The sequence below is a fragment of the Streptomyces sp. NPDC001594 genome (assembly GCF_042893675.1).
Lineage (GTDB): Bacteria > Actinomycetota > Actinomycetes > Streptomycetales > Streptomycetaceae > Streptomyces.
The window spans coordinates 249,031-272,357 of the sequence record NZ_JBIAVB010000012.1 but is presented as its reverse complement, the minus strand read 5'-3'; the positions used below and the strand labels follow the sequence as shown (position 1 = coordinate 272,357).

At 73.5% G+C, this 23,327-nt stretch carries 19 protein-coding genes; 11 read left to right on the top strand and 8 right to left on the bottom strand.

Features of this window, described 5'->3' with window-relative positions; genetic code table 11:
- Both ACFY0O_RS24485 and ACFY0O_RS24480 read right to left on the bottom strand, forming a co-directional pair.
- Entirely contained in the window at positions 1–2,067 is a 2,067-nt protein-coding gene (locus tag ACFY0O_RS24485) for a protein kinase (RefSeq protein WP_388949956.1), read from the bottom strand.
- Between the two features lie 342 nt (positions 2,068–2,409).
- Positions 2,410–4,128: a serine hydrolase gene (locus ACFY0O_RS24480; protein WP_388949954.1), complete on the bottom strand. Its 1,719-nt coding sequence runs from the start codon at positions 4,126–4,128 to the stop codon at positions 2,410–2,412.
- Positions 4,129–4,774: 646 nt separating this feature from the next.
- On the opposite strand from ACFY0O_RS24480, the gene ACFY0O_RS24475 reads away from it, so the two are divergent.
- Together ACFY0O_RS24475 and ACFY0O_RS24470 are read left to right on the top strand one after the other, a co-directional pair.
- Positions 4,775–5,881: a nitronate monooxygenase gene (locus tag ACFY0O_RS24475; protein WP_388949952.1), complete on the top strand. Its 1,107-nt coding sequence runs from the start codon at positions 4,775–4,777 to the stop codon at positions 5,879–5,881.
- Positions 5,882–5,895: 14 nt separating this feature from the next.
- Positions 5,896–7,449, top strand: a complete 1,554-nt coding sequence (locus ACFY0O_RS24470; protein ID WP_388949950.1) for an acyl-CoA synthetase — start codon at positions 5,896–5,898, stop codon at positions 7,447–7,449.
- A 13-nt stretch (positions 7,450–7,462) separates the two neighbouring features.
- Here ACFY0O_RS24470 and ACFY0O_RS24465 read toward each other — a convergent pair whose 3' ends face one another.
- On the bottom strand, positions 7,463–8,017 hold the full coding sequence (locus tag ACFY0O_RS24465; protein WP_388949947.1) for a DinB family protein: 555 nt from the start codon (positions 8,015–8,017) through the stop codon (positions 7,463–7,465).
- A 158-nt stretch (positions 8,018–8,175) separates the two neighbouring features.
- Here ACFY0O_RS24465 and ACFY0O_RS24460 point away from each other — a divergent pair, with 158 nt between their 5' ends.
- On the top strand, positions 8,176–9,279 hold the full coding sequence (locus ACFY0O_RS24460) for a calcium:proton antiporter (RefSeq protein ID WP_388949944.1): 1,104 nt from the start codon (positions 8,176–8,178) through the stop codon (positions 9,277–9,279).
- A 61-nt stretch (positions 9,280–9,340) separates the two neighbouring features.
- Positions 9,341–10,840, top strand: coding sequence for a fatty acyl-CoA synthetase (locus ACFY0O_RS24455; RefSeq protein ID WP_388949941.1), 1,500 nt, complete (start codon positions 9,341–9,343; stop codon positions 10,838–10,840).
- A gap of 54 nt (positions 10,841–10,894) precedes the next feature.
- Here the strand turns inward: ACFY0O_RS24455 and ACFY0O_RS24450 are convergent, their stop codons facing one another.
- The 3 genes from ACFY0O_RS24450 to paaK form a co-directional block, all read right to left on the bottom strand.
- On the bottom strand, positions 10,895–11,752 hold the full coding sequence (locus tag ACFY0O_RS24450) for an oxidoreductase (protein ID WP_388949938.1): 858 nt from the start codon (positions 11,750–11,752) through the stop codon (positions 10,895–10,897).
- 70 nt (positions 11,753–11,822) lie between these two features.
- On the bottom strand, positions 11,823–12,677 hold the full coding sequence (locus ACFY0O_RS24445) for a YhjD/YihY/BrkB family envelope integrity protein (protein ID WP_388949935.1): 855 nt from the start codon (positions 12,675–12,677) through the stop codon (positions 11,823–11,825).
- 169 nt (positions 12,678–12,846) lie between these two features.
- A complete protein-coding gene (paaK, locus tag ACFY0O_RS24440) occupies positions 12,847–14,169 on the bottom strand; it encodes a phenylacetate--CoA ligase PaaK (RefSeq protein ID WP_388949933.1) in 1,323 nt (440 codons plus the stop codon).
- 193 nt (positions 14,170–14,362) lie between these two features.
- Between paaK and ACFY0O_RS24435 the strand changes: the two genes are divergently transcribed.
- On the top strand, positions 14,363–15,211 hold the full coding sequence (locus tag ACFY0O_RS24435) for an alpha/beta fold hydrolase (protein WP_388949931.1): 849 nt from the start codon (positions 14,363–14,365) through the stop codon (positions 15,209–15,211).
- A 167-nt stretch (positions 15,212–15,378) separates the two neighbouring features.
- Here ACFY0O_RS24435 and ACFY0O_RS24430 read toward each other — a convergent pair whose 3' ends face one another.
- Positions 15,379–17,010: an acyl-CoA synthetase gene (locus tag ACFY0O_RS24430; protein WP_388949929.1), complete on the bottom strand. Its 1,632-nt coding sequence runs from the start codon at positions 17,008–17,010 to the stop codon at positions 15,379–15,381.
- A gap of 173 nt (positions 17,011–17,183) precedes the next feature.
- On the opposite strand from ACFY0O_RS24430, the gene ACFY0O_RS24425 reads away from it, so the two are divergent.
- From ACFY0O_RS24425 to ACFY0O_RS24405, 5 genes are all read left to right on the top strand, one after another.
- Positions 17,184–17,984, top strand: coding sequence for a crotonase/enoyl-CoA hydratase family protein (locus ACFY0O_RS24425; protein WP_358892236.1), 801 nt, complete (start codon positions 17,184–17,186; stop codon positions 17,982–17,984).
- A gap of 157 nt (positions 17,985–18,141) precedes the next feature.
- Complete coding sequence (locus ACFY0O_RS24420; RefSeq protein ID WP_388949927.1) at positions 18,142–19,122, top strand: Zn-ribbon domain-containing OB-fold protein; 981 nt, start codon at positions 18,142–18,144, stop codon at positions 19,120–19,122.
- Positions 19,122–20,189, top strand: a complete 1,068-nt coding sequence (locus tag ACFY0O_RS24415) for a thiolase domain-containing protein (RefSeq protein ID WP_388949924.1) — start codon at positions 19,122–19,124, stop codon at positions 20,187–20,189. The genes ACFY0O_RS24420 and ACFY0O_RS24415 overlap by 1 nt, the downstream gene beginning before the upstream one ends.
- Positions 20,186–21,370, top strand: a complete 1,185-nt coding sequence (locus ACFY0O_RS24410; protein WP_388949921.1) for a thiolase domain-containing protein — start codon at positions 20,186–20,188, stop codon at positions 21,368–21,370. The genes ACFY0O_RS24415 and ACFY0O_RS24410 overlap by 4 nt, the downstream gene beginning before the upstream one ends.
- Positions 21,371–21,487: 117 nt before the next feature.
- Positions 21,488–21,727 (top strand): DUF397 domain-containing protein, encoded by a 240-nt coding sequence (locus ACFY0O_RS24405; RefSeq protein ID WP_079424222.1) that lies wholly within the window; start codon positions 21,488–21,490, stop codon positions 21,725–21,727.
- 6 nt (positions 21,728–21,733) lie between these two features.
- Here the strand turns inward: ACFY0O_RS24405 and ACFY0O_RS24400 are convergent, their stop codons facing one another.
- Positions 21,734–22,300 carry a hypothetical protein gene (locus tag ACFY0O_RS24400; protein ID WP_388949918.1) on the bottom strand — a complete coding sequence of 189 codons (567 nt, stop codon included), beginning with the start codon at positions 22,298–22,300 and terminating at the stop codon, positions 21,734–21,736.
- 178 nt (positions 22,301–22,478) lie between these two features.
- Between ACFY0O_RS24400 and ACFY0O_RS24395 the strand changes: the two genes are divergently transcribed.
- Positions 22,479–23,297, top strand: a complete 819-nt coding sequence (locus tag ACFY0O_RS24395) for a maleylpyruvate isomerase family mycothiol-dependent enzyme (RefSeq protein WP_388949917.1) — start codon at positions 22,479–22,481, stop codon at positions 23,295–23,297.
- The last annotated feature ends 30 nt before the right edge of the window (positions 23,298–23,327 follow it).

Genomic DNA, 23,327 nt, shown 5'->3' with positions numbered 1-23,327 from the left:
TCAGCGGCCGGGCGGGGCGACGGCGAAGACGGCCCCCGTGTCGGCTCCCGCGTAGACCACCCGGTCCATCACCGCGAATTCCGGGTGGTCCTGAAGGCCACCGCCACCGGCGGGCATGTTCAGGTCCCGGCGGGCCGCGCTCCGCCAGAGGACCTTTCCGGTGGCGACGTCCACGCAGGTGATGCGACCGTTGCCCGCGAGACTGTACAGGCGGCCGTCGGCGACGACCGGCAGGGCGGGGGAGTCGCTCCCCGTCTCCACGGTCCACGTCGGGTGGGAGGTGGACATGTCGTACGTGGTCAACCTGCCGTCCGCACGGCTGAGATAGAGCCTGTCGCCCTGTACGAGGGCATTGGCCGACGGGGTGTCCTGGAGGGGGGCGCGCGTGACCCGTCCGTCCGCGACAGTGATCCGGACGAGGTCCTGGCCCACACGGCTTCTGTTCTTGGCGTCCATCACGTTGGCCAGGAAGGTGAGGGAGTTCCGATCGGCCGCGAGCGTTTCAAACGACCCGGCAAGCGTGGTGATCACCTTGCCGGTGTCCAAGGTGACGGGATCAAGGAGCGCGATGGAGGTGGTCAAGGCCTTTCCGTCGCTGTGCCGGTCCAGCAGGAGGAGGGTGCCGTCCTCACCTTCGAAGGGGTTCCACTCCATGCCGGGTATGGATCTGGTCGCCAGCACCTTGCCGGTCCGTAGGTCCCTGCGCTCGATCCGGTTGCCGTTCCTCCAGAGCACCGTCGACGCACCGACGTGGAGGTAGCCCCAGCCCGGTGAGATGGCCGCCACAGACCAAAGTCGCCTGCCCGTCTTCGCGTCGAATCCCATCAGCGTGCTCTGGTCCTTGTCGGATACCAGGACCGTCTCTTGCGCGAGTCCAACGACGTGGCCGGCCTCGTGCCACATGACCTGTCCCGAGGCCTTGTCGATGCGTTCCGCAGTGTTGTCGTCGCTGCAGAGGAGGACGTCGCCCGAGCTGCCGCACATGGGGCGCTGGCCATGCTTTCCGTCAGGGTCGGTGGGGCCCCTCTCCCACAGCGCCCATCCTTGCGGTCGGAGGGCCGCCACCGGTTCCATGGCGGGGCCGGCCGGCGGCGTCGACGCGGTGGCCGGGGGCGGTGCCTTCGCTTCGCCGCGGTCTCCACCCGGGCCGATGGCCCACATCATCGGCACCGCCGCACCGGCCAGGACCACCGAGGCCAGCACGTAGGCGCGCTTGCCGGGCCGCCGCTGGGTCCGACCACTCGCCCCGGCGGGGGACACCGTGGGTTTCCGCAGGCGTGACATGGGGCCTGCCGTGCCCGTTCCGTCTCCCTGGAGCAAGATGAGCAGTTCGGCGGGAGACGGCCGTTCGGCCGGCTCCTTGTGCAGGCACTGCTCAACCACGGCGCGCACGGGTGACGCCATCCCGTCGAGGTCCGGTTCGTCCTGCACGATCTTCATCGCGACCGCTATGGGAGGAGTGCCGGTGCCACCGTCGAAAGGACCCCGGCCCGTCGACGCGTAGGCGAGGACGCCGCCCAGCGCGAACACGTCCGCTGCCGGGCCCACGTGGCGGGGTGTACTCAGCTGTTCGGGCGCCATGAAGGAGATGGTGCCGAGGACGCTGCCGGACCGGGTCAGGGGTGTGGCGTTCAGTACGCGGGCGATGCCGAAGTCGATGACCCGGGGGCCGTCTTCCGTCAGCAGGACGTTGCTCGGTTTGAGGTCGCGGTGGACGAGTCCGGCCCGGTGGATGTCGCGCAGGGCTTCGGCCAGGCCCCGCCCCAGCCGCCAGACGGCCTCCTCGCCCAGGGGGCCTTCCTTGCCGATCTGTTCGGCGAGTGTCGGAGCGTCGAAGTACTGGGTGGCCATCCATGGAGGATCGGCCTCGGCGTCGGCGCCCACCACGGGGGCCGTGAATGCCCCGCTCACCTGCCGCGCCGCCTGGATTTCATTGCGGAACCGGGCACGGTAGTCGGCGTCGTAGGCGAATTCCTGGCGGATCACCTTCAGGGCGACGCGCCGGCCCGACGGCGATAAGGCCAGGTAGACGACGCCCATGCCACCAGCGCCTATACGACGTTCCACACGGTATTCCCCCACCGCCGACGGTGTGTTCTCGACCTGCCAGCCCAAGGCTCCCCCTCTCGCGGCTCCCCGGTGCCGTGAGCCGCCTTCTTCCATGCGTCTGCGACGAGGACCGCCCGCCCCCAGTCCCTGCGGACGGGGCGGACGCCAGCACATTCTGCATGCCGTTCGGGGTCTGCTCGACGGCAGAGCCGACCGTGGCCCGGCCGTGGCCTGCGCGGCAGGCCGGTCCGTCAGTACGGAGGGTGGGTAGTGTGCGGCGTTGGAACGGAGTTGGGAGTCGGCGAGGCTGTCGTCCAGGCATGGGTTCGCCGTTGCCCGTACCCCCGCCGAGGTCGCCGCTCAGTCCGGGGAGCGGGTCCAGCCCTTGGGTTCGAGGCGGGTGGCGTCGGCGGGGCGGTCTTCGGAGAAGAGGAGGGAGCGCGGTTCGGAGACGCGGATGACGTCCACGTAGACGCCTCGGCCCACATAGCGGCCCGTCGCCGTGTGGCGGAAGCGGAGTCTGACCTGGCGGTCGGCCCAGGCGGGGAGGGGGGCCTCCAGGCGGTGCCAGACGCGGCCCGACCAGCCGCCGGCCGAGCCCTCGGGCCACTGCTCCGGGGCGCCGCCCGTGGTGCGGACCGTCGAGAACGGGACGGGCTGCCAGGCGGTGCCGTCCGCCGAGGCCTCCAGGTGGAAGGCGCCGGCCCCGGGGACGGTGTCCCACCAGACCGCGCAGCGCAGCCGGGCCTCGGCGGTGGCCGGGGTCAGCGGGGGGAGGGTGAGGGTGCCCGAGCCGCCGGTCTCCATGCCGGAGAACCACGCCGGGCCGCCGTGCCGCGTGCGGACCGGAACGGCCCGGGCGAAGCGGTTGCCGGTGGCCACCCGGGGTGCGCTGCCGGCCCGCCAGGTGCGGACGGGGTGCACGGAGTTGCCGAGGAGGACGAGGAAGGAGTCGGTGGAGGGGTCGAGGACCAGGGAGGTGCCGGTGAAGCCGGTGTGGCCGGCCGAGTGGGGCGTGGCCATGGCGCCCATGTACCAGTGCTGGTAGAGCTCGAAGCCGAGGCCGTGGTCGTCGCCGGGGAAGGCGGTGTTGAAGTCGGTGAAGAGGAGTTCGACGGAGGCGGGGCGCAGGATGCGGCGGCCGGCGTAGGCCCCGCCGTCGAGGAGGGCCCGGGAGAGGACGGCGAGGTCCCAGGCGGTGCCGAAGACCCCGGCGTGGCCCGCGACCCCGCCGAGGGCGTACGCGTTCTCGTCGTGGACCTCGCCCCAGACGAGGCCGCGGTCCAGGCCGGACCACGGCGGACGCTGCACCTCGGTGGCGGCGATGGCGCGGCGCCAGGCGCGCGGCGGGTTGTAGCGAGTGCGGTGCATCCCGAGCGGAGCGGTGATCTCGTCGTGGACCAGGGTGTCCAAAGTGCGGCCGGTGATCCGTTCCAGGAGCAGCTGGAGGGTGATGAGGTTGAGGTCCGAGTAGCGGTACACCGTCCCGGGGGTGTCCTGGGGTCGCACCGACCACAGCAGTCTCAACTGCCCCTCGCGGGTGGACTCCTGGTAGAAGGGCGCCCAGGAGCGGAGCCCGGAGGTGTGCGTCAGCAGCTGCCGGACGGTGATGGCCTCCTTGCCGCCGCCCGTGAACTCCGGGAGGTACCGGTCCACGGGGGCCTCCAGCTCCAGCCGGCCCCGCTCCATCTGCTGCACGGCGACGATGGAGGTGAACAGCTTGCTGAGGGAGGCCAGGTCGAAGACGGTGTCCTCGGCCATGGCGATCCGCTCGGCGGCCGGGAACTCCCGGGGGCGGTCCGTGCGCCCGTCGTAGTCCGCGTACCGGACGGCGTCCCCCATGGCCCGGTGGAGGGCGACCGTACGGCCACGGCCCGCGAGGACCACCGCCCCGGCGTAGTAGGGGTGTTCGGGGGAGGGGCCGAGGAAGCGGCGGGCCTCGTCGGCCACTCCCTCCAGGTGCCGCTCCAGCAGTCCGGCCTGCCGCGCGGACCCGTACCGCAGCCGCAGCCCCTGGAGCGCCCGCCGCTCGGCCGCCCCGGCGGACCCGCCGGGCAGCGCCGCGTGCAACACGAACACCCCGCCGAGCGCGAGCAACCGTGCCCCGAGCCGCCGCCGGCTCACCGCCGGTGCGGGGCGGCCTCCTTCCCCGCGTCCCTCCCCGCCCCTCCTCTCGCCCCCGCCCCAGGCTTCGGCCAGGGCCCCGGCTCCGGCTCCGGCCCCGGAGCCGGTCCCGGTCCCGGTCCCGGCTTCGGGCCCGGGGCGGGATTCGGCCTCGTGGCGGGGGGCGGGTGCGGCCTGGGTGGCGGGATCGCTTCCGGTTCTGGACTGGGTGGTTGCGTCGTCGGGTGACGGGTGGTTCGTCTTTGCGTCTGCCCCTGTGGCTGTCGCCATGATCGGCCCTCCTGTCCGCTCCGAACTGCCTGCCGCGCGCCGTTCCTCCGCTCGCCGCTCGCCGGCCGGCCCTCAGCGGCAGCCGGTGCTCCCGTCCCTCGCCGGGCGCCGGGCGCCCGGCGGCGGGCCGGGGCTTCGGGCGCCGGTGCCCGGGCGGTGGTCACGCGCGGCCCCGTGCCCCGTCCGCCGACGCGACGCCGCAGGCGGTTCGCACGCTACTGGGTATCTGCCCCTCCACCGCGCACCCTCCGCACGGGGCGGCCCGGAAGAATCTGACACCGCATCAGAAAATCTCTTCCCTCGGCCGCCCCACTGCGGCATCCTCACGCGCATGGAGACGGAGCTCAGCAAGAAACTGGGAGTCGAGCACGCCATCTTCGGGTTCACGCCCTTCCCGGCGGTCGCCGCTGCCATCACCCGCGCGGGCGGGTTCGGCGTCCTCGGGGCGGTCCGCTACACCGCACCCGACGACCTCAAGCGCGACCTCGACTGGATGCAGGCGCACACCGACGGCAAGCCCTACGGCCTCGACGTCGTCATGCCCGCCAAGAAGGCCGTCGACGGCATCAGCGAAGCCGACATCGAGGCGATGATCCCGGCCGCGCACCGCGCCTTCGTCCGCGACACCCTCGCCAAGCACCAGGTGCCCGAGCTCGCCGAGGGAGAGGCCTCCGGCTGGCGGATCACCGGCTGGATGGAGCAGGTCGCCCGCAACCAGCTCGACGTCGCCTTCGACTACCCCATCAAACTCCTCGCGAACGCCCTCGGTTCCCCGCCCGCCGACGTCATCGCCCGGGCCCACGACCACGGGGTCCTCGTCGCCGCCCTCGCCGGCAGCGCCAAACACGCCCGCCGCCACGCCGAGGCCGGCATCGACATCGTCGTCGCCCAGGGCTACGAGGCCGGCGGCCACACCGGGGACATCGCCACCATGGTCCTGGTCCCCGAGATCGCCGAGGCGGTCGCCCCGCTCCCGGTCCTGGCCGCCGGCGGCATCGGCAGCGGCGAGCAGATCGCCGCCGGACTCGCCCTCGGCGCCCAGGGCGTCTGGCTGGGCTCGCTCTGGCTGACCACCACCGAGGCCGAACTCCACTCCCGCGCCCTCACCGAGAAGCTCCTCGCCGCCGGTTCCGGCGACACCGTCCGCTCCCGCGCCCTCACCGGCAAACCCGCCCGCCAACTGCGCACCGAGTGGACCGACGCCTGGGACGACCCGGCCGGCCCCGGCGCCCTGCCCATGCCGCTCCAGGGCCTGCTCGTCGCCGAGGCCGTCTCCCGGATCCAGAAGTACGAGGTGCGCCCGCTGCTCGGCACCCCCGTCGGCCAGATCGTCGGCCGGATGAACAGCGAACGCAGCGTCCAGGCCGTCTTCGACGAGCTCACCGCCGGCTTCGAGCGCGCCATCGACCGCATCAACCGCATCGCCGGAAGGCCTTGAGAGGTGTGAGCAGCATGACCGACCAGCCCCCCAACGGCTTCTGGGCCCAGGCCGTCGCCGACCCCGCGCGCACCGTCCTCGTCACCCCCGAGGGTGAGGAGTGGTCCGCCGGGCGGCTGCACGCGGACGCCAACCGCCTCGTCCACGGCCTGCGCGCCGCCGGGATGGAGGAGGGCGACTCCTTCGCCGTCGTCCTGCCCAACGGAGTCGAGTTCTTCACCGCCTACCTGGCCGCCTCCCAGGCCGGCTTCTACCTCGTCCCGGTCAACCACCACCTCGTCGGCCCCGAGATCGCCTGGATCGTCGCCGACTCCGGCGCCAAGGTCCTCATCGCCCACGAGCGCTTCGCCGAGGCCGCCACCGCCGCCGCCGACGAGGCGCGACTGCCCGGGGACCGCCGCTACGCCGTGGGAGGCGTGCCGGGCTTCCGCCCCTACGCCGAACTCCTCGACGGGCAGAGCCCCGAGCCCCCGGCCGGCCGCACGCTCGGCTGGGTCATGAACTACACCTCCGGCACCACCGGACGCCCGCGCGGCATCCGCCGCCCCCTGCCCGGCAAGCTTCCGGAGGAGACCTACCTCGGCGGGTTCCTCGGCATCTTCGGGATCCGCCCCTTCGACGGCAACGTCCACCTGGTCTGCTCGCCGCTCTACCACACGGCCGTGCTCCAGTTCGCGGGCGCGTCCCTGCACATCGGCCACCCGCTGGTGCTGATGGACAAGTGGGGCCCGGAGGAGATGCTGCGGCTGATCGACCGGCACGCCTGCACGCACACCCACATGGTGCCCACCCAGTTCCACCGCCTGCTCGCCCTGCCGCAGGAGACGAAGGACGCCTACGACGTCTCCTCCATGCGGCACGCCATCCACGGCGCCGCCCCCTGCCCCGACCACGTCAAACGGGCGATGATCGACTGGTGGGGCCGGTGCGTGGAGGAGTACTACGCGGCCAGCGAGGGCGGCGGGGCCTTCGCCACCGCCGAGGACTGGCTCAAAAAGCCGGGAACCGTCGGCCGGGCCTGGCCGATCAGCGAGCTCGCCATCTTCGACGACGAGGGCAACCGGCTGCCGGCCGGCGAACTCGGCACCGTCTACCTGAAGATGAACACCGGCGGCTTCAGCTACCACAAGGACGAGGGCAAGACGAAGAAGAACCGCATCGGCGACTTCTTCACCGTCGGCGACCTCGGCCTGCTCGACGAGGAGGGCTACCTCTTCCTCCGCGACCGCAAGATCGACATGATCATCTCGGGTGGGGTGAACATCTACCCGGCCGAGATCGAGTCCGCCCTCCTCACCCATCCGGCGGTCGCGGACGCCGCGGCCTTCGGCATCCCGCACGAGGGTTGGGGCGAGGAGGTCAAGGCCGTCGTCGAACCGGCCGAGGGCTTCGAGGCGGGTGAGGCGCTCGCCGCCGAGATCCTGCGCCACTGCGAGGGGCGGCTGGCCGGGTACAAGCGCCCGAAGTCGGTCGACTTCATCGAGACGATGCCCCGCGACCCCAACGGCAAGCTCTACAAGCGCCACCTGCGCGACCCCTACTGGGAGGGCCGCGAACGGGCGGTGTGACGGAGCTCGCCCGTCACATGCCGACGGTCCCGTCGATCCGCTCGCGCAGCAGATCGGCGTGGCCGTTGTGGCGCGCGTACTCCTCGATCATGTGGATCAGCACCCACCGCAGCGACACCTTCCCCCGCCAGGGGGACTCCCCCTCGACGTCCAGACCGGGAGCACCGGCGGCGAACCGTTCCGCGAACTCCACCTCCTCGCGCCAGGCCGCCCAGGCCTCCGCCGCCGCCCCCGGACCGGACACCGCGCCGTCGAAGTCCCCGTCCGGATCGGCCGCCGAGGAGAAGCGCGGCACCACGTCCTGCCCGTCCAGCACCCGCCGGAACCACTGCCGCTCCATATCGGCCAGGTGGCGGACCAGGCCCAGCAGCGAGAGCGTCGACGGCTCCACCGACCGCCGCGACAACTCCTCGTCCAGCCCGGCGCACTTGAGCTCCAGCGTCGTGCGCTGGGCCGCCAGCATCGACAGCAGCATCGGCCGCTCGTCGCCCGTCGCCGGGCCCTCGAACCGGCCCCCGCTCTCCGTGGCCTCGATCAGTTCCACTCGTCTCGTACGGTCGCTCGTCATGTACGGATCATGAGTCATCCGGGGACCGTCCGGAAGCCCCGGAGGTCTGCCGGGCGGGCCCGGGGGCAGGTCCGAAATTTCGTGAGAAGTACCACTCAGGGGCCCCGGACGCGCGCCTTGCGCCGCACCCGGGCGGCCGGTCTGGCAACTTGGCAGACATGAGTACGGCTACGCGCAGATCCCCCCTGACCGACTGGACCCTCCTGGTCCCCGTGGCGGCGCTCGTCGCGCTCGTCCTCAGCTGGGGCCGCGATCTGCCCGGAGGCCTGGTGGGCGTGGTCGCGCTGTGCCTGGCGGGCGCGGTCCTCGCCGCCGTCCACCACGCCGAGGTCGTCGCCCACCGCGTCGGCGAGCCCTTCGGCTCCCTCGTCCTCGCCGTCGCCGTCACCGTCATCGAAGTGGCCCTCATCGTCACCCTGATGGCCGACGGCGGCGACAAGACCGCCTCCCTCGCCCGCGACACCGTCTTCGCCGCCGTGATGATCACCTGCAACGGCATCGTCGGCCTGTCCCTGCTCGTCGGCGCCCTGCGCAACCGGGTCGCCGTGTTCAACGCCGAGGGCTCAGGCGCCGCCCTGGCCACCGTCGCGACCCTCGCCACGCTCAGCCTGGTCCTGCCGACCTTCACGACCAGCAAGCCCGGCCCCGAGTTCTCCAGCGCCCAGCTGACCTTCGCCGCCGTCGCCTCCCTCGCCCTCTACGGGCTGTTCATCGCCGTCCAGACCGTCCGCCACCGGGACTACTTCCTGCCCGTGGCCACCGCCAACACCCCCGACGGCGGCGCCGAGCACGCCGAACCGCCCACCGCCCGCGCCGCGCTGGCCAGCCTCGGCCTGCTGCTCGTCGCCCTCGTCGCGGTCGTCGGCAACGCCAAGGCGGTCTCCCCGACCATCGAGAAGGGCGTCGCGGACGCCGGCCTGCCGCACGCGGTCGTCGGTGTGATCATCGCCCTGCTCGTCCTGGCCCCGGAGACCCTCGCCGCCGTCCGTGCCGCCCGCCGCGACCGCGTCCAGACCAGCCTCAACCTGGGCTACGGTTCCGCCATCGCCAGCATCGGCCTGACCATCCCGGCCATCGCCCTGGCCTCCATCTGGCTCAACGGCCCGCTGCTGCTCGGCCTCGGCCCCACGCACATGGTGCTGCTCACGCTGACCGTGGTGGTCGGCGCCCTCACCCTCGTCCCCGGCCGCGCCACCCTCCTCCAGGGCGGTGTCCACCTCGTCCTGCTCGCCGCATACCTCTTCCTCGCCGTCAGCCCGTAACCGGCTGGGAGCCCGCCGCACCGATCTTGACCGGGCGGCGCGGTGGGGAGAGGATCGCGCCATGACGCCAGTACGGCACCACACGGTCGACGGACTCCTGCGGGCCGCGGCGCGGCGGCACCCCGACCGGACGGCCCTGCGCTACCGGCAGCGGACCTGGACGTACGCGGAACTCGACGCGGCGGTCTCCACCGGCGCCGCCGTGCTGCGCGAACGCCACGGACTGGCGCCGGGGGACCGCGTCGCCGCCTTCGCCCACAACTCCGACGCCTACCTGATCGCCTTCCTCGCCTGCGCCCGGGCCGGGCTCACACACGTCCCGATCAACCAGAACCTCACCGGCGAGGACCTCGCGCACATCCTCGGCGACTGCGCGAGCGCCCTGGTCCTCGCCGATCCCGGCCTCGCCGACCGGATCCCCGAGGGGCACACCGTACGGGCGCTGCGCGACGCCCCCGGCTCGTTCCTGGCGGACCTGGCCGAACCCCGGCCCCACGAGGCCTCCTCGGACCCCTCCGCCGTGGTGCAGCTGCTGTACACCTCGGGGACCACGGCCCTGCCCAAGGGCGCGATGATGACGCACCGGGCACTGGCGCACGAGTACGAGAGCGCCATCGCCGCCCTGGACCTGGCCGAGGGGGACCGCCCCCTGCACTCCCTGCCGCTCTACCACTCGGCGCAGATGCACGTGTTCCTGCTGCCCTACCTCGCGGTGGGCGCGGACAACACCGTCCTGGACGGGCCCGCCGCCGAGGAGGTCTTCGACCTGGTGGAGGCCGGCCGGGCGGACAGCCTGTTCGCACCGCCGACCGTGTGGATCGCCCTCGCCAACCACCCGCAGTTCGGGCGGCGGGAACTCGGCGCGCTCCGCAAGGCGTACTACGGGGCCTCCGTCATGCCCGTCCCGGTCCTGGAGCGGCTGCGGGAGCGGCTGCCGGGGCTGGGCTTCTACAACTGCTTCGGGCAGAGCGAGATCGGCCCGCTGGCCACCGTGCTGCGACCGGAGGAGCACGAGGGGCGGATGGAGTCCTGCGGGCGGCCGGTGCCGCACGTGGAGGCGAAGGTGGTCGACGAGGAGGGCGCCGAGGTCCCCGACGGCACGGCGGGGGAGGTGGTGTACCGCTCGCCGCAGCTGTGCCTGGGCTACTGGAACGACGCCGAAGCCACCCGCAAGGCCTTCCGGGACGGCTGGTTCCGCTCCGGTGACCTCGCCGTCCGGGATACGGAGGGCTACTTCACGGTCGTCGACCGGGTCAAGGACGTCATCAACTCCGGCGGGGTGCTCGTCGCCTCCCGGCAGGTGGAGGACGTGCTCTACACCCATCCGGGCGTGGCCGAGGCGGCCGTCGTCGGCCTCCCCGACGAGCGGTGGATCGAGGCGGTCACGGCCGTCGTCGTCCCGCGCGGGGAGGTCACGGAGACCGAGCTGATGACCTACGCCCGTGAACGGCTCGCCCACTTCAAGGCCCCCAAGCGGGTCCTGTTCGTGGACGCCCTGCCGCGCAACGCCAGCGGCAAGATCCTCAAGCGGAAGCTCCGCGACCGCCTCGGCGCCGCCTGACGCCCCGCCGGAGGCCGGGCCCGCGCCGTGCGGGGTCCGGCCTGTCGTGCGCGGTCAGGCGTCGAAGTCGGTGCCCCGGCTGACGGGCTCCCAGGTACGGGCCTCCTCGCGGGCGGCGTCGGCGTGCGCGAGGATCGCGTCGAGGGCGTCGTTGCCCAGGGCCAGCCGCAGCGGGGTCTCCGGCGCGTCCAGGGCGGCCAGGATCGCGGCGGCGGCCTTGACCGGGTCCCCGGGCTGCTTGCCGTCGCTGTCGGGCAGTCCGCTGCGGACCGCGCCGACGGTGTCCGCGTAGGCGGGCAGCACGCCGGCCGACTGCTGGAGCGCGGCGCCGCCCGCGAATCCCGTACGGAAGGCCCCGGGTTCCACGATCAGCGTCTTGATCCCGAACGGCGCGACCTCGCCGCGCAGTGCCTCGGTGAGGCCCTCCAGGGCGAACTTCGTCGCCGAGTAGGCGCCGACGCCCGGGAAGGACAGCCGGCCGCCCATGCTGCTCATCTGCACGATCGCCCCGGACCTGCGCTCCCGCATGTGCGGCAGCACGGCGCGGATCAGCGCGGCCGGGCCGAAGAAGTGCAGCTCCATCAGATCGCGCAGCTCGGCCTCGGAGGTCTCCTCGACCGCTCCGATCAGGCCCCGGCCGGCGTTGTTGACGAGGACGTCGATCCGGCCGAAGCGGTCCACGGCCTCGGCGACCACCTGTTCGGCCCGCGCCGTGTCGGTCGCGTCCGCCGCCACCGGGACGAGCCGCTCCGGGTGGGCTGCGGCCAGGTCGTCCAGGGCGGCGGGCCGGCGGGCCGTCGCGACGACCGTGTCCCCGGCCGCGAGCGCGGCTTCCGCGAGGGTCCGTCCGAAGCCCGATGACGCTCCGGTGATCAGCCATACCCGCCCGGCGCCGAGTTCCTGCGCAGACATCAATCCCCCTGGTACCAAACGGTGTTGTGAGTGGTACGGCGTGATCCTGCCATGTTCGCGCCCGCCGTGCTCACCCCTGTCCCGGATCATGAGAGGGGTCCTCGCCGGAGCTGAGGACTCCGCCGGACCGCAGCCGGCGCAGGGTGAGGTGCTCGTGCGTCAGACGGCCGACCAGGGCCCCTCCGTAGACCACGAATCCGACACCGACCAGCCAGGACTGGACGACCAGCAGCGTGCCGAACGGGCCGTACGTCACCGCGTTGGAAGCGATCAGCGGGGAGAACACCAACTGCGAGAAGACCCGCAGGCCCAGCAGTCCGACACTGGTCGCCACCGCTCCGGGGAACAGGGCGGCCCAGCGCACCCGCCCGCCCAGCAGCAGCCGTCCGGAGCTCCAGAAGAACAGGCAGGTACCGACCAGGTCGCTGATGGTGCCCACCACCGCCCCCGCCGCGTCGGCGGAGGGCGCCGGGATACCGACGAGCAGTGCCAGGTAGCAGACCAGCAGGGCCAGCCACACCACGTGCCGCCACATGGTGTGCCAGCGGGCCGTCGGCAGGTCCCACACCTTCTCGTAGCCGGTCTGCACGGCGGAGCCGAAGGTCAGGCCGAACACCGCCAGGGCCGCCAGTCCGAAGGCCGTCGTCCGCTCCAGGGCCAGGTCGGCCGCCCCGAACAGCAGCTCGACCTTGGCCCGGGAGGAGGCGGTGACCCCCAGGGCCTGGCCCAGCCAGCGGCCGAAACCCGAGCCGCTGCCCGGCGCGGCCGCCGCCACGACCACCAGCAGGGGCACGAGGGTGAGGAACCCGAGGGCGGCGAAGCCCATCGCCCGGTGCATCAGTTCGATCTCGCGGCCCCTGCTCCAGGCCAGCCCGGCGGGGGAGGCCAGGAACCGGTCGTGCAGCTGCCGGAAGATCGAGGTCACACCCCATCCCCTACCCGGCCCGGCCCGGCGGGTCCCGGAAGCCGCGCCGAAGTGGGGCCGAAGGGGTGGCGCCGCCGACCGGCCGACGTGCCCCGGCACAGCCCCGGGGTCCGGGTCCGCCGCCCCCTCGCCGGGCCTGCCCGGTCCGCCCTTCCCCGCCCTCCCCGCCTCAGTGTCCCTCCGGGACCTCCACGCTCTCGCGCAGGTCCTTGATCCGCTTGATCTTGCCGACCGAGCGCTCCAGGCTCTCCGGCTCCACCACCTCCACCCCGACGGACACCCCGACCCCCTCCTTGACGGCCCGCCCCAGCTCCGCGGCCGCGGCCCTGCGCTGACCGGCGTCGGCCTCCCGGCGCGCCTCCACCCGTACCGTGAGGGCGTCCAGCCGCCCCTCGCGGGTCAGCCGCAGCTGGAAGTGCGGGGCCAGGGCGGGGATGCGCAGGAGTATCTCCTCGATCTGGGTCGGATAGAGGTTCACCCCGCGCAGGATGATCATGTCGTCGCTGCGGCCCGTGACCTTCTCCATCCGGCGGAACGCGGGCCGGGCCGTCCCCGGCAGCAGCCGCGTCAGGTCCCGGGTGCGGTAGCGGACCAGGGGCATGGCCTCCTTCGTGAGGGAGGTGAAGACGAGCTCGCCGAGCTCGCCGTCCGGCAGTACCGCACCGGTCAGCGGGTCGATCACCTCGGGGTAGAAGTGGTCCTCCCAGATGTGCAGCCCGTCCTTGTGCGAGGCGAACTCCTGCGCCACGCCCGGTCCCATCACCTCCGACAGGCCGTAGATGTCGACGGCGTCGATGCCCAGCCGGTCCTCGATCTCCCGGCGCATCTCCTCGGTCCAGGGCTCCGCGCCGAAGACCCCCGTGCGCAGGGAGGTCGAGCGCGGGTCGATGCCCTGGCGCTCCATCTCGTCCAGCAGGGTGAGCATGTAGGAGGGGGTCACCATGATGACCTCCGGCCGGAGGTCCTGGATCAGTCTGACCTGGCGGTCCGTCATGCCTCCGGAGGCGGGGACGACCGTACAGCCCAGCCGCTCCGCCCCGTAGTGGGCGCCGAGGCCGCCCGTGAACAGGCCGTACCCGTAGGCGATGTGCACGATCTGGCCGGGCCGGGCGCCCGCCGCGCGCAGCGACCGCGCGACGACATCCGCCCAGGCGGCGAGGTCCCCGTCGGTGTAGCCCACCACCGTGGGCCGGCCGGTGGTCCCGCTGGAGGCGTGCAGCCGGCGGACGTCGGTGCGGGGGACGGCGAACATCCCGAAGGGATACTGCCCGCGCAGGTCGGCCTTGGTGGTGAGCGGGAAGAGGGCGAGATCGGCGAGGGAGCGGCAGTCGTCGGGATGCACCCCCGCCTTGTCGAAGGCCTCGCGGTAGAAGGGCACGCGGTCGTAGACCCGGTGCAGGGTCGCCCGCAGCCGCTTGAGCTGGAGCGCGGCCAGTTCGTCGGGGCCGAGCCGCTCCGCCTCGTCGCGCGGCCCGCCCGCGTCCTGCCGCACCGCCCGCCCCCCGAGTCCTCCGGGGCCTCCGGATCCTCCTTGATCTTCGCCGTTGCCGGGTTCCGAGTGCGCCGCCATTGCCGTCACCTCACCGAGGACCAACCATCCCAACCGAACGTTCATTCGGTAGATTGCCCGAGCCCGACCAGCAAATCAATGACTCGAACGAGTGATCGTCTGTTGGGATGGGTCCATGCATGTATTCACCACGTACGACGGGACCGAACTCGCCTACCACGTCCAGGGTGACGGCGAGCCGCTGATCTGCCTGCCGGGCGGGGCCATGCGGGCCTCCCGCTACCTCGGCGACCTCGGCGGACTGACCGCCGGCCGCCGGCTCGTCCGGCTCGACCTGCGCGGCACGGGCGACTCCGCGACACCGGCGGACGAGGCCACGTACCGCGTCGACCACCAGGTGGCGGACGTCGAGGCGCTCCGCGTCCACCTGGGCCTGGAGCGCCTGGACCTCCTCGGCCACTCGGCGGCCGGCAACCTCGCCATGCTGTACGCGGCCGCGCACCCCGACCGGGTGGGGCGCCTCGTCCTGGTCACCCCCACCCCATGGGCGGTCGGCCTCTCCATCACCGCCGAACACCACCTGGGCGCGGCCGGCCTGCGACCCGCCGGCGAGCCGTACGACTCGGCCGCCGAGGCCCTCCGGCGGCTGCTGGCGGGCGAGGGCGCCGACGGTGACAGGGACCTCGCCGCCCCCCTCTTCCACGGGCGCTGGGACGACGCCGCCCGGGCCCTTCACGCGGCCGGGGCAGCCGAGCGCAACGACAAGGCCTCGGTGGCCTTCGCCGCCGACGGGGCCTTCGACCCGCCCGCGACCCGCGCAGCCCTGGGGCGCTTCACGGGGGAGGTGCTGGTCCTGGCGGGCGAACTGGACGGCAGCCCGCCGCCGGCCCTCGCGGCGCAACTGGCGGAGATCTTCCCCGCCGGCGTCCTCGACGTCCAGCCCGGCGCCGCGCACTTCCCCTGGCTGGACGACGCCCCCCGCTTCGCGGGCCGGGTCGAACACTTCCTGACGACGGGCACCTGACCGGTCCGCATCCCCCCGCCCCCGGGGGTCCTGCGTGCTCTGGAGTGGCAGGTGGAGTGGCTCGCCGCGAGGGGCGAGGACCGGGAGTTCCGGGAGGAGGTCCGCGCGTGGCTGGAGGGCGGGCGACGGCACCGGACGGCGGGCGGGCCCGTGGGCCCGCCGCCCGCTCAGGCGCCCGCGTCCGCCTCCGTGGCCACCGCCTTCGCCCAGCGGTAGTCCGCCTTGCCGCTCGGTGAGCGCTGGATCGCCGGGGTGACCACCAACTGGCGCGGGACCTTGTACCCCGCCAGCCGCGTCCGGCAGTGCCGCTGGATCTCCTCCAGCGTGGGTTCCGGCGCCCCCGCGCGTACCTGTACCACCGCCGCCACGTGATTGCCCCAGGTCGGGTCCGGGACGCCCGCCACCAGGGCGTCGTACACGTCCGGATGGGACTTCAGGGCCTGCTCGACCTCCTCCGGGTACACCTTCTCACCCCCGGTGTTGATGCACTGCGAGCCCCGTCCGAGGACGGTGACGATGCCCTCCTCGTCGACCGTCGCCATGTCGCCCAGCAGCACCCAGCGCTCGGCGCCCTTCCGGAAGAAGGTCTCCGCCGTCTTCACGGGGTCGTTGTAGTAGCCCAGCGGAACGTGCCCGCGCTGCGCGAGCCGTCCCGGCACGCCCACCGCGACCGGCTCGTGCGTCACCGGGTCCACCACCTGCGTACGGTCGTTGACCTGGAGCCGGAAGCCCTTCTCCGGGCCGGAGTCGTCCGTGGCCCGCCCGTTCGAACCCGACTCCGACGAGCCGAAGTTGTTCAGCAGCACCACGTTCGGCACCAGCCGCTGGAACTCGGCGCGCACCGACTCCGACATGATCGCCCCGGACGAGGAGACGCTGAACAGGGAGGACAGGTCCGTCCCCCTCAGCGGCCCGTTCAGGGCGTCGATCAGCGGCCGGAGCATCGCGTCACCCACCAGCGACACGCTCGACACCTTCTCCTTCTCGATGGTGCGCAGCACCTCCTCCGGCGCGTACTTGCGGTGGATCACCACCCGCTGGCCGTAGTTGAAGGCGATGAACGAGGTGAGGGTGGAGGTGCCGTGCATCAGCGGCGGGGCGGGGAAGAAGGTCAGGCCGGCGCCGCGCGCCGCGACCCGCTCCGCCAGCTCCTCGGGCCGCTTGACGGGCTCTCCCGAGGGCTCCCCGCCGAACAGCCCGGCGAAGAACAGGTCCTCGGCCCGCCACATCACGCCCTTGGGCATGCCGGTGGTGCCGCCGGTGTAGATGATGAACAGGTCGTCGGGGCTGCGCGGCGGGAACCCCCGCTCCGGGGACCCGGCCGCCTCGGCGTCCCCGTACGCCACCGGCGCGATCGCCGGCTCCGGCGCGCCGGGCGGCGTGGCGCCCACCCGGACCAGGTGGCGCAGCCGCGGGGTCCGGGGGAGCGCGGCCGCGACCCGTTCGGTGAACTCGCCCTCGAAGACGAGCGCGGCGAGGTCGGCGTCGTTGTAGAGGTAGACCAACTCCTCCTCCACGTACCGGTAGTTGACGTTCACCGGGACCAGTCGGGCCTTGAGGCAGGCCAGCACGGTCTGGAGGTACTCGACGCCGTTGTAGAGGTGCAGCCCCACGTGCTCGCCGGGGGTCAGGCCGCTGTCCGCGAGGTGGTGCGCGACGCGGTTCGCGGCCGCGTCCAGCTCGGCGTACGTCAGGCGGCGCTCGGCGCCGGTCCCCGGGTGGTCCACGTACACCAGCGCCTCGCGGTCGGGCACCACGTCCACGACCGACTCGAACAGGTCGGCAAGGTTGTACTCCACCGTTCCTCCTCCTGACCCGGACCGGGCGGCCGGTCTGCTCGGCGGTCATTAGAGCCGCGCCCGGCGCAACTGGGAAGGGCGCGTGCCAAAAAACTGACTGGGCGTCAGAAAACCCTTGTACTGCTCCCTGCCCTCCTGCAACCTGTTCTAGGTCTCGAGACGGGAGGACGGCAATGGGTGGGACGGAACACCTCACCGTGGACCGCCAGGGCGCCACGCTGGTGCTCACGATGAACAGGCCGGAGGCGAAGAACGCCCTCTCGCTTCCGCTGCTCGTTGGGCTGTACGACGGCTGGCTGGAGGCGGACGCGGACGACGGGATCCGCTCGGTGGTCCTCACCGGCGCGGGCGGGGACTTCTGCGCCGGAATGGACCTCAAGGCGCTGGCCGGGAAGGGCATGGCGGGCGACCAGTACCGCGACCGGCTCAAGGCCGACCCCGACCTCCACTGGAAGGCGATGCTGCGCCACCACCGGCCGCGCAAGCCGGTGATCGCGGCGGTCGAGGGCTACTGCGTGGCGGGCGGCACGGAGATCCTCCAGGGGACCGACATCCGGGTCGCCGGCGCCGGAGCGACCTTCGGGCTGTTCGAGGTCAGGCGGGGGCTGTTCCCGATCGGCGGCTCCACGGTACGGCTGCCCCGGCAGATCCCGCGCACGCACGCCCTGGAGATGCTGCTCACCGGGCGGCCCTACTCGGCCGAGGAGGCGGAGCGGATCGGGCTCGTGGGGCGGGTGGTCCCGGAGGGGACGGCGCTGGAGGCGGCGCTGGAGATCGCCGAACGGATCAACGCGTGCGGGCCGTTGGCCGTCGAGGCGGTGAAGGCCTCCGTCTACGAGACGGCCGAGATGACGGAGACGGAGGGGCTGGCGGCCGAACTGGCCCGGGGCTGGCCCGTCTTCGACACCGCCGACGCGAAGGAGGGGGCGCGGGCCTTCGCGGAGAAGCGGGAGCCGGCGTACCGGCGGGCCTGACGGGCCCCTCGGGGGAGCGGCGTCCCTGCGGGGCCGGTCCCCTACCCGCCCTTCCCCCGTTCCCCGGGGCTGCGCCCTGGACCCCTGCGGGGCTGCGCCCCCCGGCGCCCCCCCCGGCGTCCCCCGTTTCGTACCTTTCGAGCATCGGAGACCACCCATGACTGCCGCGTCCCCGCCCGAGGTGCTGCGTGCGCCCCTCGTCGTCGAGTTCCCCTTCACCCGGTCCCTCGGGCCCGTCCAGAGCGCCTTCCTCACCGGGCTGCGCGAAGGCGTCGTGCTCGGGGTCCGGACGTCCGCCGGGAAGGTGATGGTGCCGCCCGTCGAGTACGACCCCGTCACCGCCGACGAACTCCGCGAGCTCGTCGAGGTCGCACCCACCGGCACCGTCACCACCTGGGCCTGGAACGGCGAGCCGCGCCCCCAGCAGCCCCTCGCCACCCCCTTCGCCTGGGTACTCGTCCGCCTCGACGGCGCCGACACCGCCCTGCTGCACGCCCTCGACGCCCCGGGCCCCGACGCCGTCCGCACCGGCATGCGGGTACGCGTGCGCTGGGCGGCCGAACGCACCGGGGCCATCACCGACATCGCCTGCTTCGAACCGTACGAGGGCGACGAGGGCGACGAGGGCGGCGTGGACGAGCGCAGCGCCGTCCCGCACGACGGCGTGTTCGGCGAACCCGTCACCGGGATCGTCGCCGAGGCCCGCCTGGACTACACCTACAGCCCCGGCCGCGCCCAGACCGCCTACATCGCCGCCCTCTCCGAGCGCCGCACGGTCGGCGAGCGCTGCCCCTCCTGCCACAAGGTGTACGTCCCCCCGCGCGGCGCCTGCCCCACCTGCGGGGTCGCCACCACCGACCGGGTCGAGGTCGGCCCGGCCGGCACCGTCACCACCTTCTGCATCGTCAACATCAAGGCGAAGAACCTCGACATCGAAGTGCCCTACGTGTACGCCCACATCGCCCTCGACGGCGCCGGCCTCGCCCTCCACGGCCGGATCGGCGGCATCCCCTACGACCAGGTCCGCATGGGCCTGCGCGTCGAACCCGTGTGGACCGAAGGCGGCCGCTACCCCGACCACTACCGCCCCACCGGCGAGCCCGACGCCGACTACGACGCGTACAAGGAGCTCATCTGATGCCCAGGACGAGCAGGCACGCACGCGACGTGGCCGTCGTCGCCTTCGCCCAGAGCGACCACCTGCGCCGCACCGACGAACTCAGCGAAGTCGAGATGGTCATGCCGGTCCTGCACCAGGTGCTGGCCGCCACCGGCCTGAAGACCGGCGAGATCGGCTTCACCTGCTCCGGCTCCAGCGACTACCTCGCCGGCCGGGCCTTCTCCTTCACCATGACCCTCGACGGCGTCGGCGCTTGGCCCCCCATCTCCGAATCCCACGTGGAGATGGACGGCGCCTGGGCCCTCTACGAGGCCTGGGTCAAGATCCAGACCGGCGAGGCCGACACCGCGCTCGTCTACGCGTACGGGAAGTCCTCCCCGGGCTCCGTCCGCGACGTCCTCACCCGCCAGCTCGACCCCTACTACCTCGCCCCCCTCTGGCCCGACTCGGTCGCCCTGGCCGCCCTCCAGGCGCAGGCGCTCATCGACGCGGGCGAGACCGACGAGCCCGCCCTCGCCGCCATCGGCGCCCGCAGCCGGGCCGCCGCCGCCGGCAACCCGCACGCCCAGCTCCGCGGGACCGTCCCGCAGGGCGGCTACCAGGTCGCGCCCCTGCGCACCGGGGACTGCCCGCCCATCGGCGACGGCGCCGCCGCCGTCATCCTGGCCGCCGGGGACACCGCCCGCCGGCTGTGCGAGCGGCCCGCCTGGATCACCGGCATCGACCACCGCATCGAGGCCCACGGCCTCGGCCTGCGCGACCTCACCGACTCCCCGTCCACCCGGACCGCCGCCGAGCGCGCCGGCCTCTTCGACGGCCCCGTCGACACGGCCGAGCTGCACGCGCCCTTCTCCTCCCAGGAGGTCGTCCTGCGCAAGGCGCTCGGCCTCGGCGAGGGCGTGACCGTCAACCCCTCCGGCGGCGCCCTCGCCGCGAACCCCGTCATGGCCGCCGGACTGATCCGCATCGGCGAGGCCGCCGCCCGGATCCACCGCGGGGAGTCCGACCGGGCCGTCGCCCACGCCACCTCCGGCCCCTGCCTCCAGCAGAACCTGGTCGCCGTCCTGGAAGGGGACCGAGCATGAGCGGATCCGATGCGTCCGGCAAGGAACCGGTGGCCGTCGTCGGTGTCGGACAGACCAAGCACGTCGCCGCCCGGCACGACGTCTCCCTCGCCGGACTGGTCCGCGAGGCGGCGGTCCGCGCCCTCGCCGACGCGGAACTGACCTGGGCGGACATCGACGCCGTCGTCATCGGCAAGGCCCCCGACTTCTTCGAGGGCGTGATGATGCCGGAGCTCTACCTCGCCGACGCCCTCGGCGCCGTCGGCAAACCGATGCTGCGCGTGCACACGGCCGGCTCGGTCGGCGGATCCACCGCGCTCGTCGCCGCCAACCTCGTCGCCGCCCGCGTCCACCGCACCGTGCTGACCCTGGCCTTCGAGAAGCAGTCCGAGTCGAACGCCATGTGGGGGCTGTCCCTCCCCGTCCCCTTCCAGCAGCCCCTGCTGGCCGGGGCCGGCGGCTTCTTCGCCCCGCACGTGCGCGCGTACATGCGGCGCACCGGCGCGCCCGACACGGTGGGCTCGCTCGTCGCCTACAAGGACCGGCGCAACGCCCTGAAGAACCCGTACGCGCACCTGCACGAGCACGACATCACCCTGGAGAAGGTCCAGGCCTCGCCCATGCTCTGGGACCCGATCCGCTACTCCGAGACCTGCCCGTCCTCGGACGGGGCCTGTGCGATGGTCCTCACCGACCGGGCGGGCGCGGCCCGTTCGCCCCGGCCCCCCGCCTGGGTGCACGGCGGGGCGATGCGCAGCGAGCCGACGCTCTTCGCGGGCAAGGACTTCGTCTCGCCGCAGGCCGGGAAGGACTGCGCCGCCGACGTGTACCGGCAGGCCGGGATCACCGACCCGCGCCGGGAGATCGACGCGGTGGAGATGTACGTCCCCTTCTCCTGGTACGAGCCGATGTGGCTGGAGAACCTGGGCTTCGCGCAGGAGGGCGAGGGCTGGAAGCTCACGGAGGCCGGAGTCACCGAACTCGACGGCGACCTCCCCGTCAACCCCTCCGGGGGCGTGCTGTCCACCAACCCGATCGGCGCCTCCGGCATGATCCGCTTCGCGGAGGCGGCGCTCCAGGTCCGGGGCCTGGCCGGGGAACACCAGGTGCCGGACGCCCGCCGGGCGATGGGCCACGCGTACGGCGGCGGCGCGCAGTTCTTCGCCATGTGGCTGGTCGGCGCCGAGCAGCCGGGCGGCTGAGCGGGGCGGAGGGGCCGGGCGACTGGGCGGAACGGCAGGGCCGCGTGGTCTGTGCGGTGCCCGCCGCGATGGCTACTGTGGGCCCCCGGACGACGACGTACCGGGAGGAGCAGGCAGATGGCCGAGAGCACGACCACGCGGACCCTCGCTGACCGGGGCAGGCCCGAGCTCGATCTCAGCGGGGCCGACTGGCAGCCGAGCAGCCGGGGCGCGGGCGACCTCCAGGTCGCCTTCGTGGAGGGCTTCATCGCGATGCGCGACAGCGACCGCCCCGGCGACCCGTCACTGGTCTTCGCCCCGAACGGATGGCGCAAGTTCGTCCTCGGAGCCAGGGCGGGCCGCTTCGACCTCACCTAGGCCGTCTCAGGCGGGCCCGGGCCCGTCGCCGCGGGCGGTCAGCCGCAGGGCCACCTGGAGCTCGTGCTCCCCGGAGACGGTGCCCAGGTGTTCGCCGGAGAAGGCGCGCTCCAGCACGGCGCGGACCTGGCGGACCGGCTCGGCGGCGCCGTCCAGCTCCGCCCGCACGGGCGATGCCGGCCGGGCCCGCAGGCCCGCGTCCGGCACCCGGCGGCGGACGTCCACCGTCACCGCCCAGATGCTCGGGTCCGCCCCGGGACCGGCGGCGGCCCGCGCCGGGGCCGGGGACGGCGGGGTCATCCCGGGGAACGCCTCCGCCAGAACGCCCAGCACGGCCTCGGCCCCCTCCCGGTCGCAGTGGCTCACCAGCACGTTCACCTCCGCCTCCGCGGCGGGCGGCGACTCGGGCAGCCGCGCCGCGTCGACCCGCGCGGGGTCGGCGGCCGCGCCCGCACCCGTTCCCGTCCGGGAGGGCACACCGGGGGGCCGGCCGTGCTCGTCCACCATCGCCCCCACGTCCGGGAGCGGCACGCCGCCGCGTCCGGGGTCCTCGTGCCCGTGGTTCACGTCCATCCTTCGCCTCCGGATCGGGGCACGGCCCCCGCGCTCAGCCGGGGCCGGCCGTTGACCGGCACGTCGGGGTGCCTCACCAGGCGGCTGTCCGCTGCGCCCCGCCCCAAACCCCACCCCCGCCCCCGACCCCACCGCGACGCAGCCCCCACGACACGCGTTCTCCGGCACAGTGGACGGTATGGACCACCCCACCAGGCTCAGTGTGTTCCGCAGCGAGGCCGCGGCCTACGACAAGGCCCTGCGACGGGCGGCCGACGGGGCCAGGGACAGCCCGCCGGTGCCCTCGTGCCCCGGCTGGTCGCTCGCCGACCTCGCCGGACACCTCGGCAGCGTCCAGCACTACCTCACCCACATCCTCCGCGGCCGCCACACCGAACCCGTCGACCCCGCCGACCCCGCCCTCTACGACCTCCCCGAGGACCCGGCCGTACGCGCCGCCTGGCCGCGGCACGACGCCACCCCGTACCGCGGGCCCGTCCCCGGGGAACTGCTCGACTGGTCGGCGGACGCCGCCCGGCAACTGGCCGAGGTACTGGAGGAACTGGGCCCGGACGTCCCGGTGTGGAGCTGGTCGGCCGAGCGGACCAGCGGCTTCTGGATGCGCGTGCAGACCATCGAACAGGCCGTCCACCGCTGGGACGCGGAGTCCGTCACCGGCGACCCGGCGCCCTTCGAACCGGCCTTCGCCGCCGACGCGGTGGCCCAGACCTTCGAGGTCATGGTCCCGGCCCGGCGCGGCTGGAAGCCCGCCCCGGCGGGCGCCGGGGAGCACTACCGCTTCCGCCGCACCGACGGCCCGGAGTCCTGGACGGTGGAGTTCGCCGGGGACGTGCCGCGCGTGGAGCCGGGCGGGACGGGCCCGGTCGCCGTCGAGGCCGCGGGCACGGCCGGCGACCTCACCCTGTTCCTCTGGCAGCGCATCCCCGCCAGCGCGCTGGAGGTCACCGGCGACCCGGCCCTGCTGGACCACTGGTTCACCCTCGTCCCCCCGGCCTGAACCGGCCGCAGCGGCCCGCAGCAGGCCTGC

What these genes read in the sequence shown, in the direction of transcription:
- ACFY0O_RS24410 (WP_388949921.1), top strand. Translation starts at nt 20,186, where the DNA reads ATGAGCGGATCCGATGCGTCCGGCAAGGAACCGGTGGCCGTCGTCGGT.
- ACFY0O_RS24460 (WP_388949944.1), top strand. Translation starts at nt 8,176, where the DNA reads ATGAGTACGGCTACGCGCAGATCCCCCCTGACCGACTGGACCCTCCTG.
- ACFY0O_RS24395 (WP_388949917.1), top strand. Translation starts at nt 22,479, where the DNA reads ATGGACCACCCCACCAGGCTCAGTGTGTTCCGCAGCGAGGCCGCGGCC.
- ACFY0O_RS24465 (WP_388949947.1), bottom strand. Translation starts at nt 8,017, where the DNA reads ATGACGAGCGACCGTACGAGACGAGTGGAACTGATCGAGGCCACGGAG.
- ACFY0O_RS24405 (WP_079424222.1), top strand. Translation starts at nt 21,488, where the DNA reads ATGGCCGAGAGCACGACCACGCGGACCCTCGCTGACCGGGGCAGGCCC.
- ACFY0O_RS24470 (WP_388949950.1), top strand. Translation starts at nt 5,896, where the DNA reads ATGACCGACCAGCCCCCCAACGGCTTCTGGGCCCAGGCCGTCGCCGAC.
- ACFY0O_RS24450 (WP_388949938.1), bottom strand. Translation starts at nt 11,752, where the DNA reads ATGTCTGCGCAGGAACTCGGCGCCGGGCGGGTATGGCTGATCACCGGA.
- ACFY0O_RS24400 (WP_388949918.1), bottom strand. Translation starts at nt 22,300, where the DNA reads ATGGACGTGAACCACGGGCACGAGGACCCCGGACGCGGCGGCGTGCCG.
- ACFY0O_RS24420 (WP_388949927.1), top strand. Translation starts at nt 18,142, where the DNA reads ATGACTGCCGCGTCCCCGCCCGAGGTGCTGCGTGCGCCCCTCGTCGTC.
- ACFY0O_RS24435 (WP_388949931.1), top strand. Translation starts at nt 14,363, where the DNA reads ATGCATGTATTCACCACGTACGACGGGACCGAACTCGCCTACCACGTC.
- ACFY0O_RS24475 (WP_388949952.1), top strand. Translation starts at nt 4,775, where the DNA reads ATGGAGACGGAGCTCAGCAAGAAACTGGGAGTCGAGCACGCCATCTTC.
- ACFY0O_RS24425 (WP_358892236.1), top strand. Translation starts at nt 17,184, where the DNA reads ATGGGTGGGACGGAACACCTCACCGTGGACCGCCAGGGCGCCACGCTG.
- ACFY0O_RS24455 (WP_388949941.1), top strand. Translation starts at nt 9,341, where the DNA reads ATGACGCCAGTACGGCACCACACGGTCGACGGACTCCTGCGGGCCGCG.
- ACFY0O_RS24415 (WP_388949924.1), top strand. Translation starts at nt 19,122, where the DNA reads ATGCCCAGGACGAGCAGGCACGCACGCGACGTGGCCGTCGTCGCCTTC.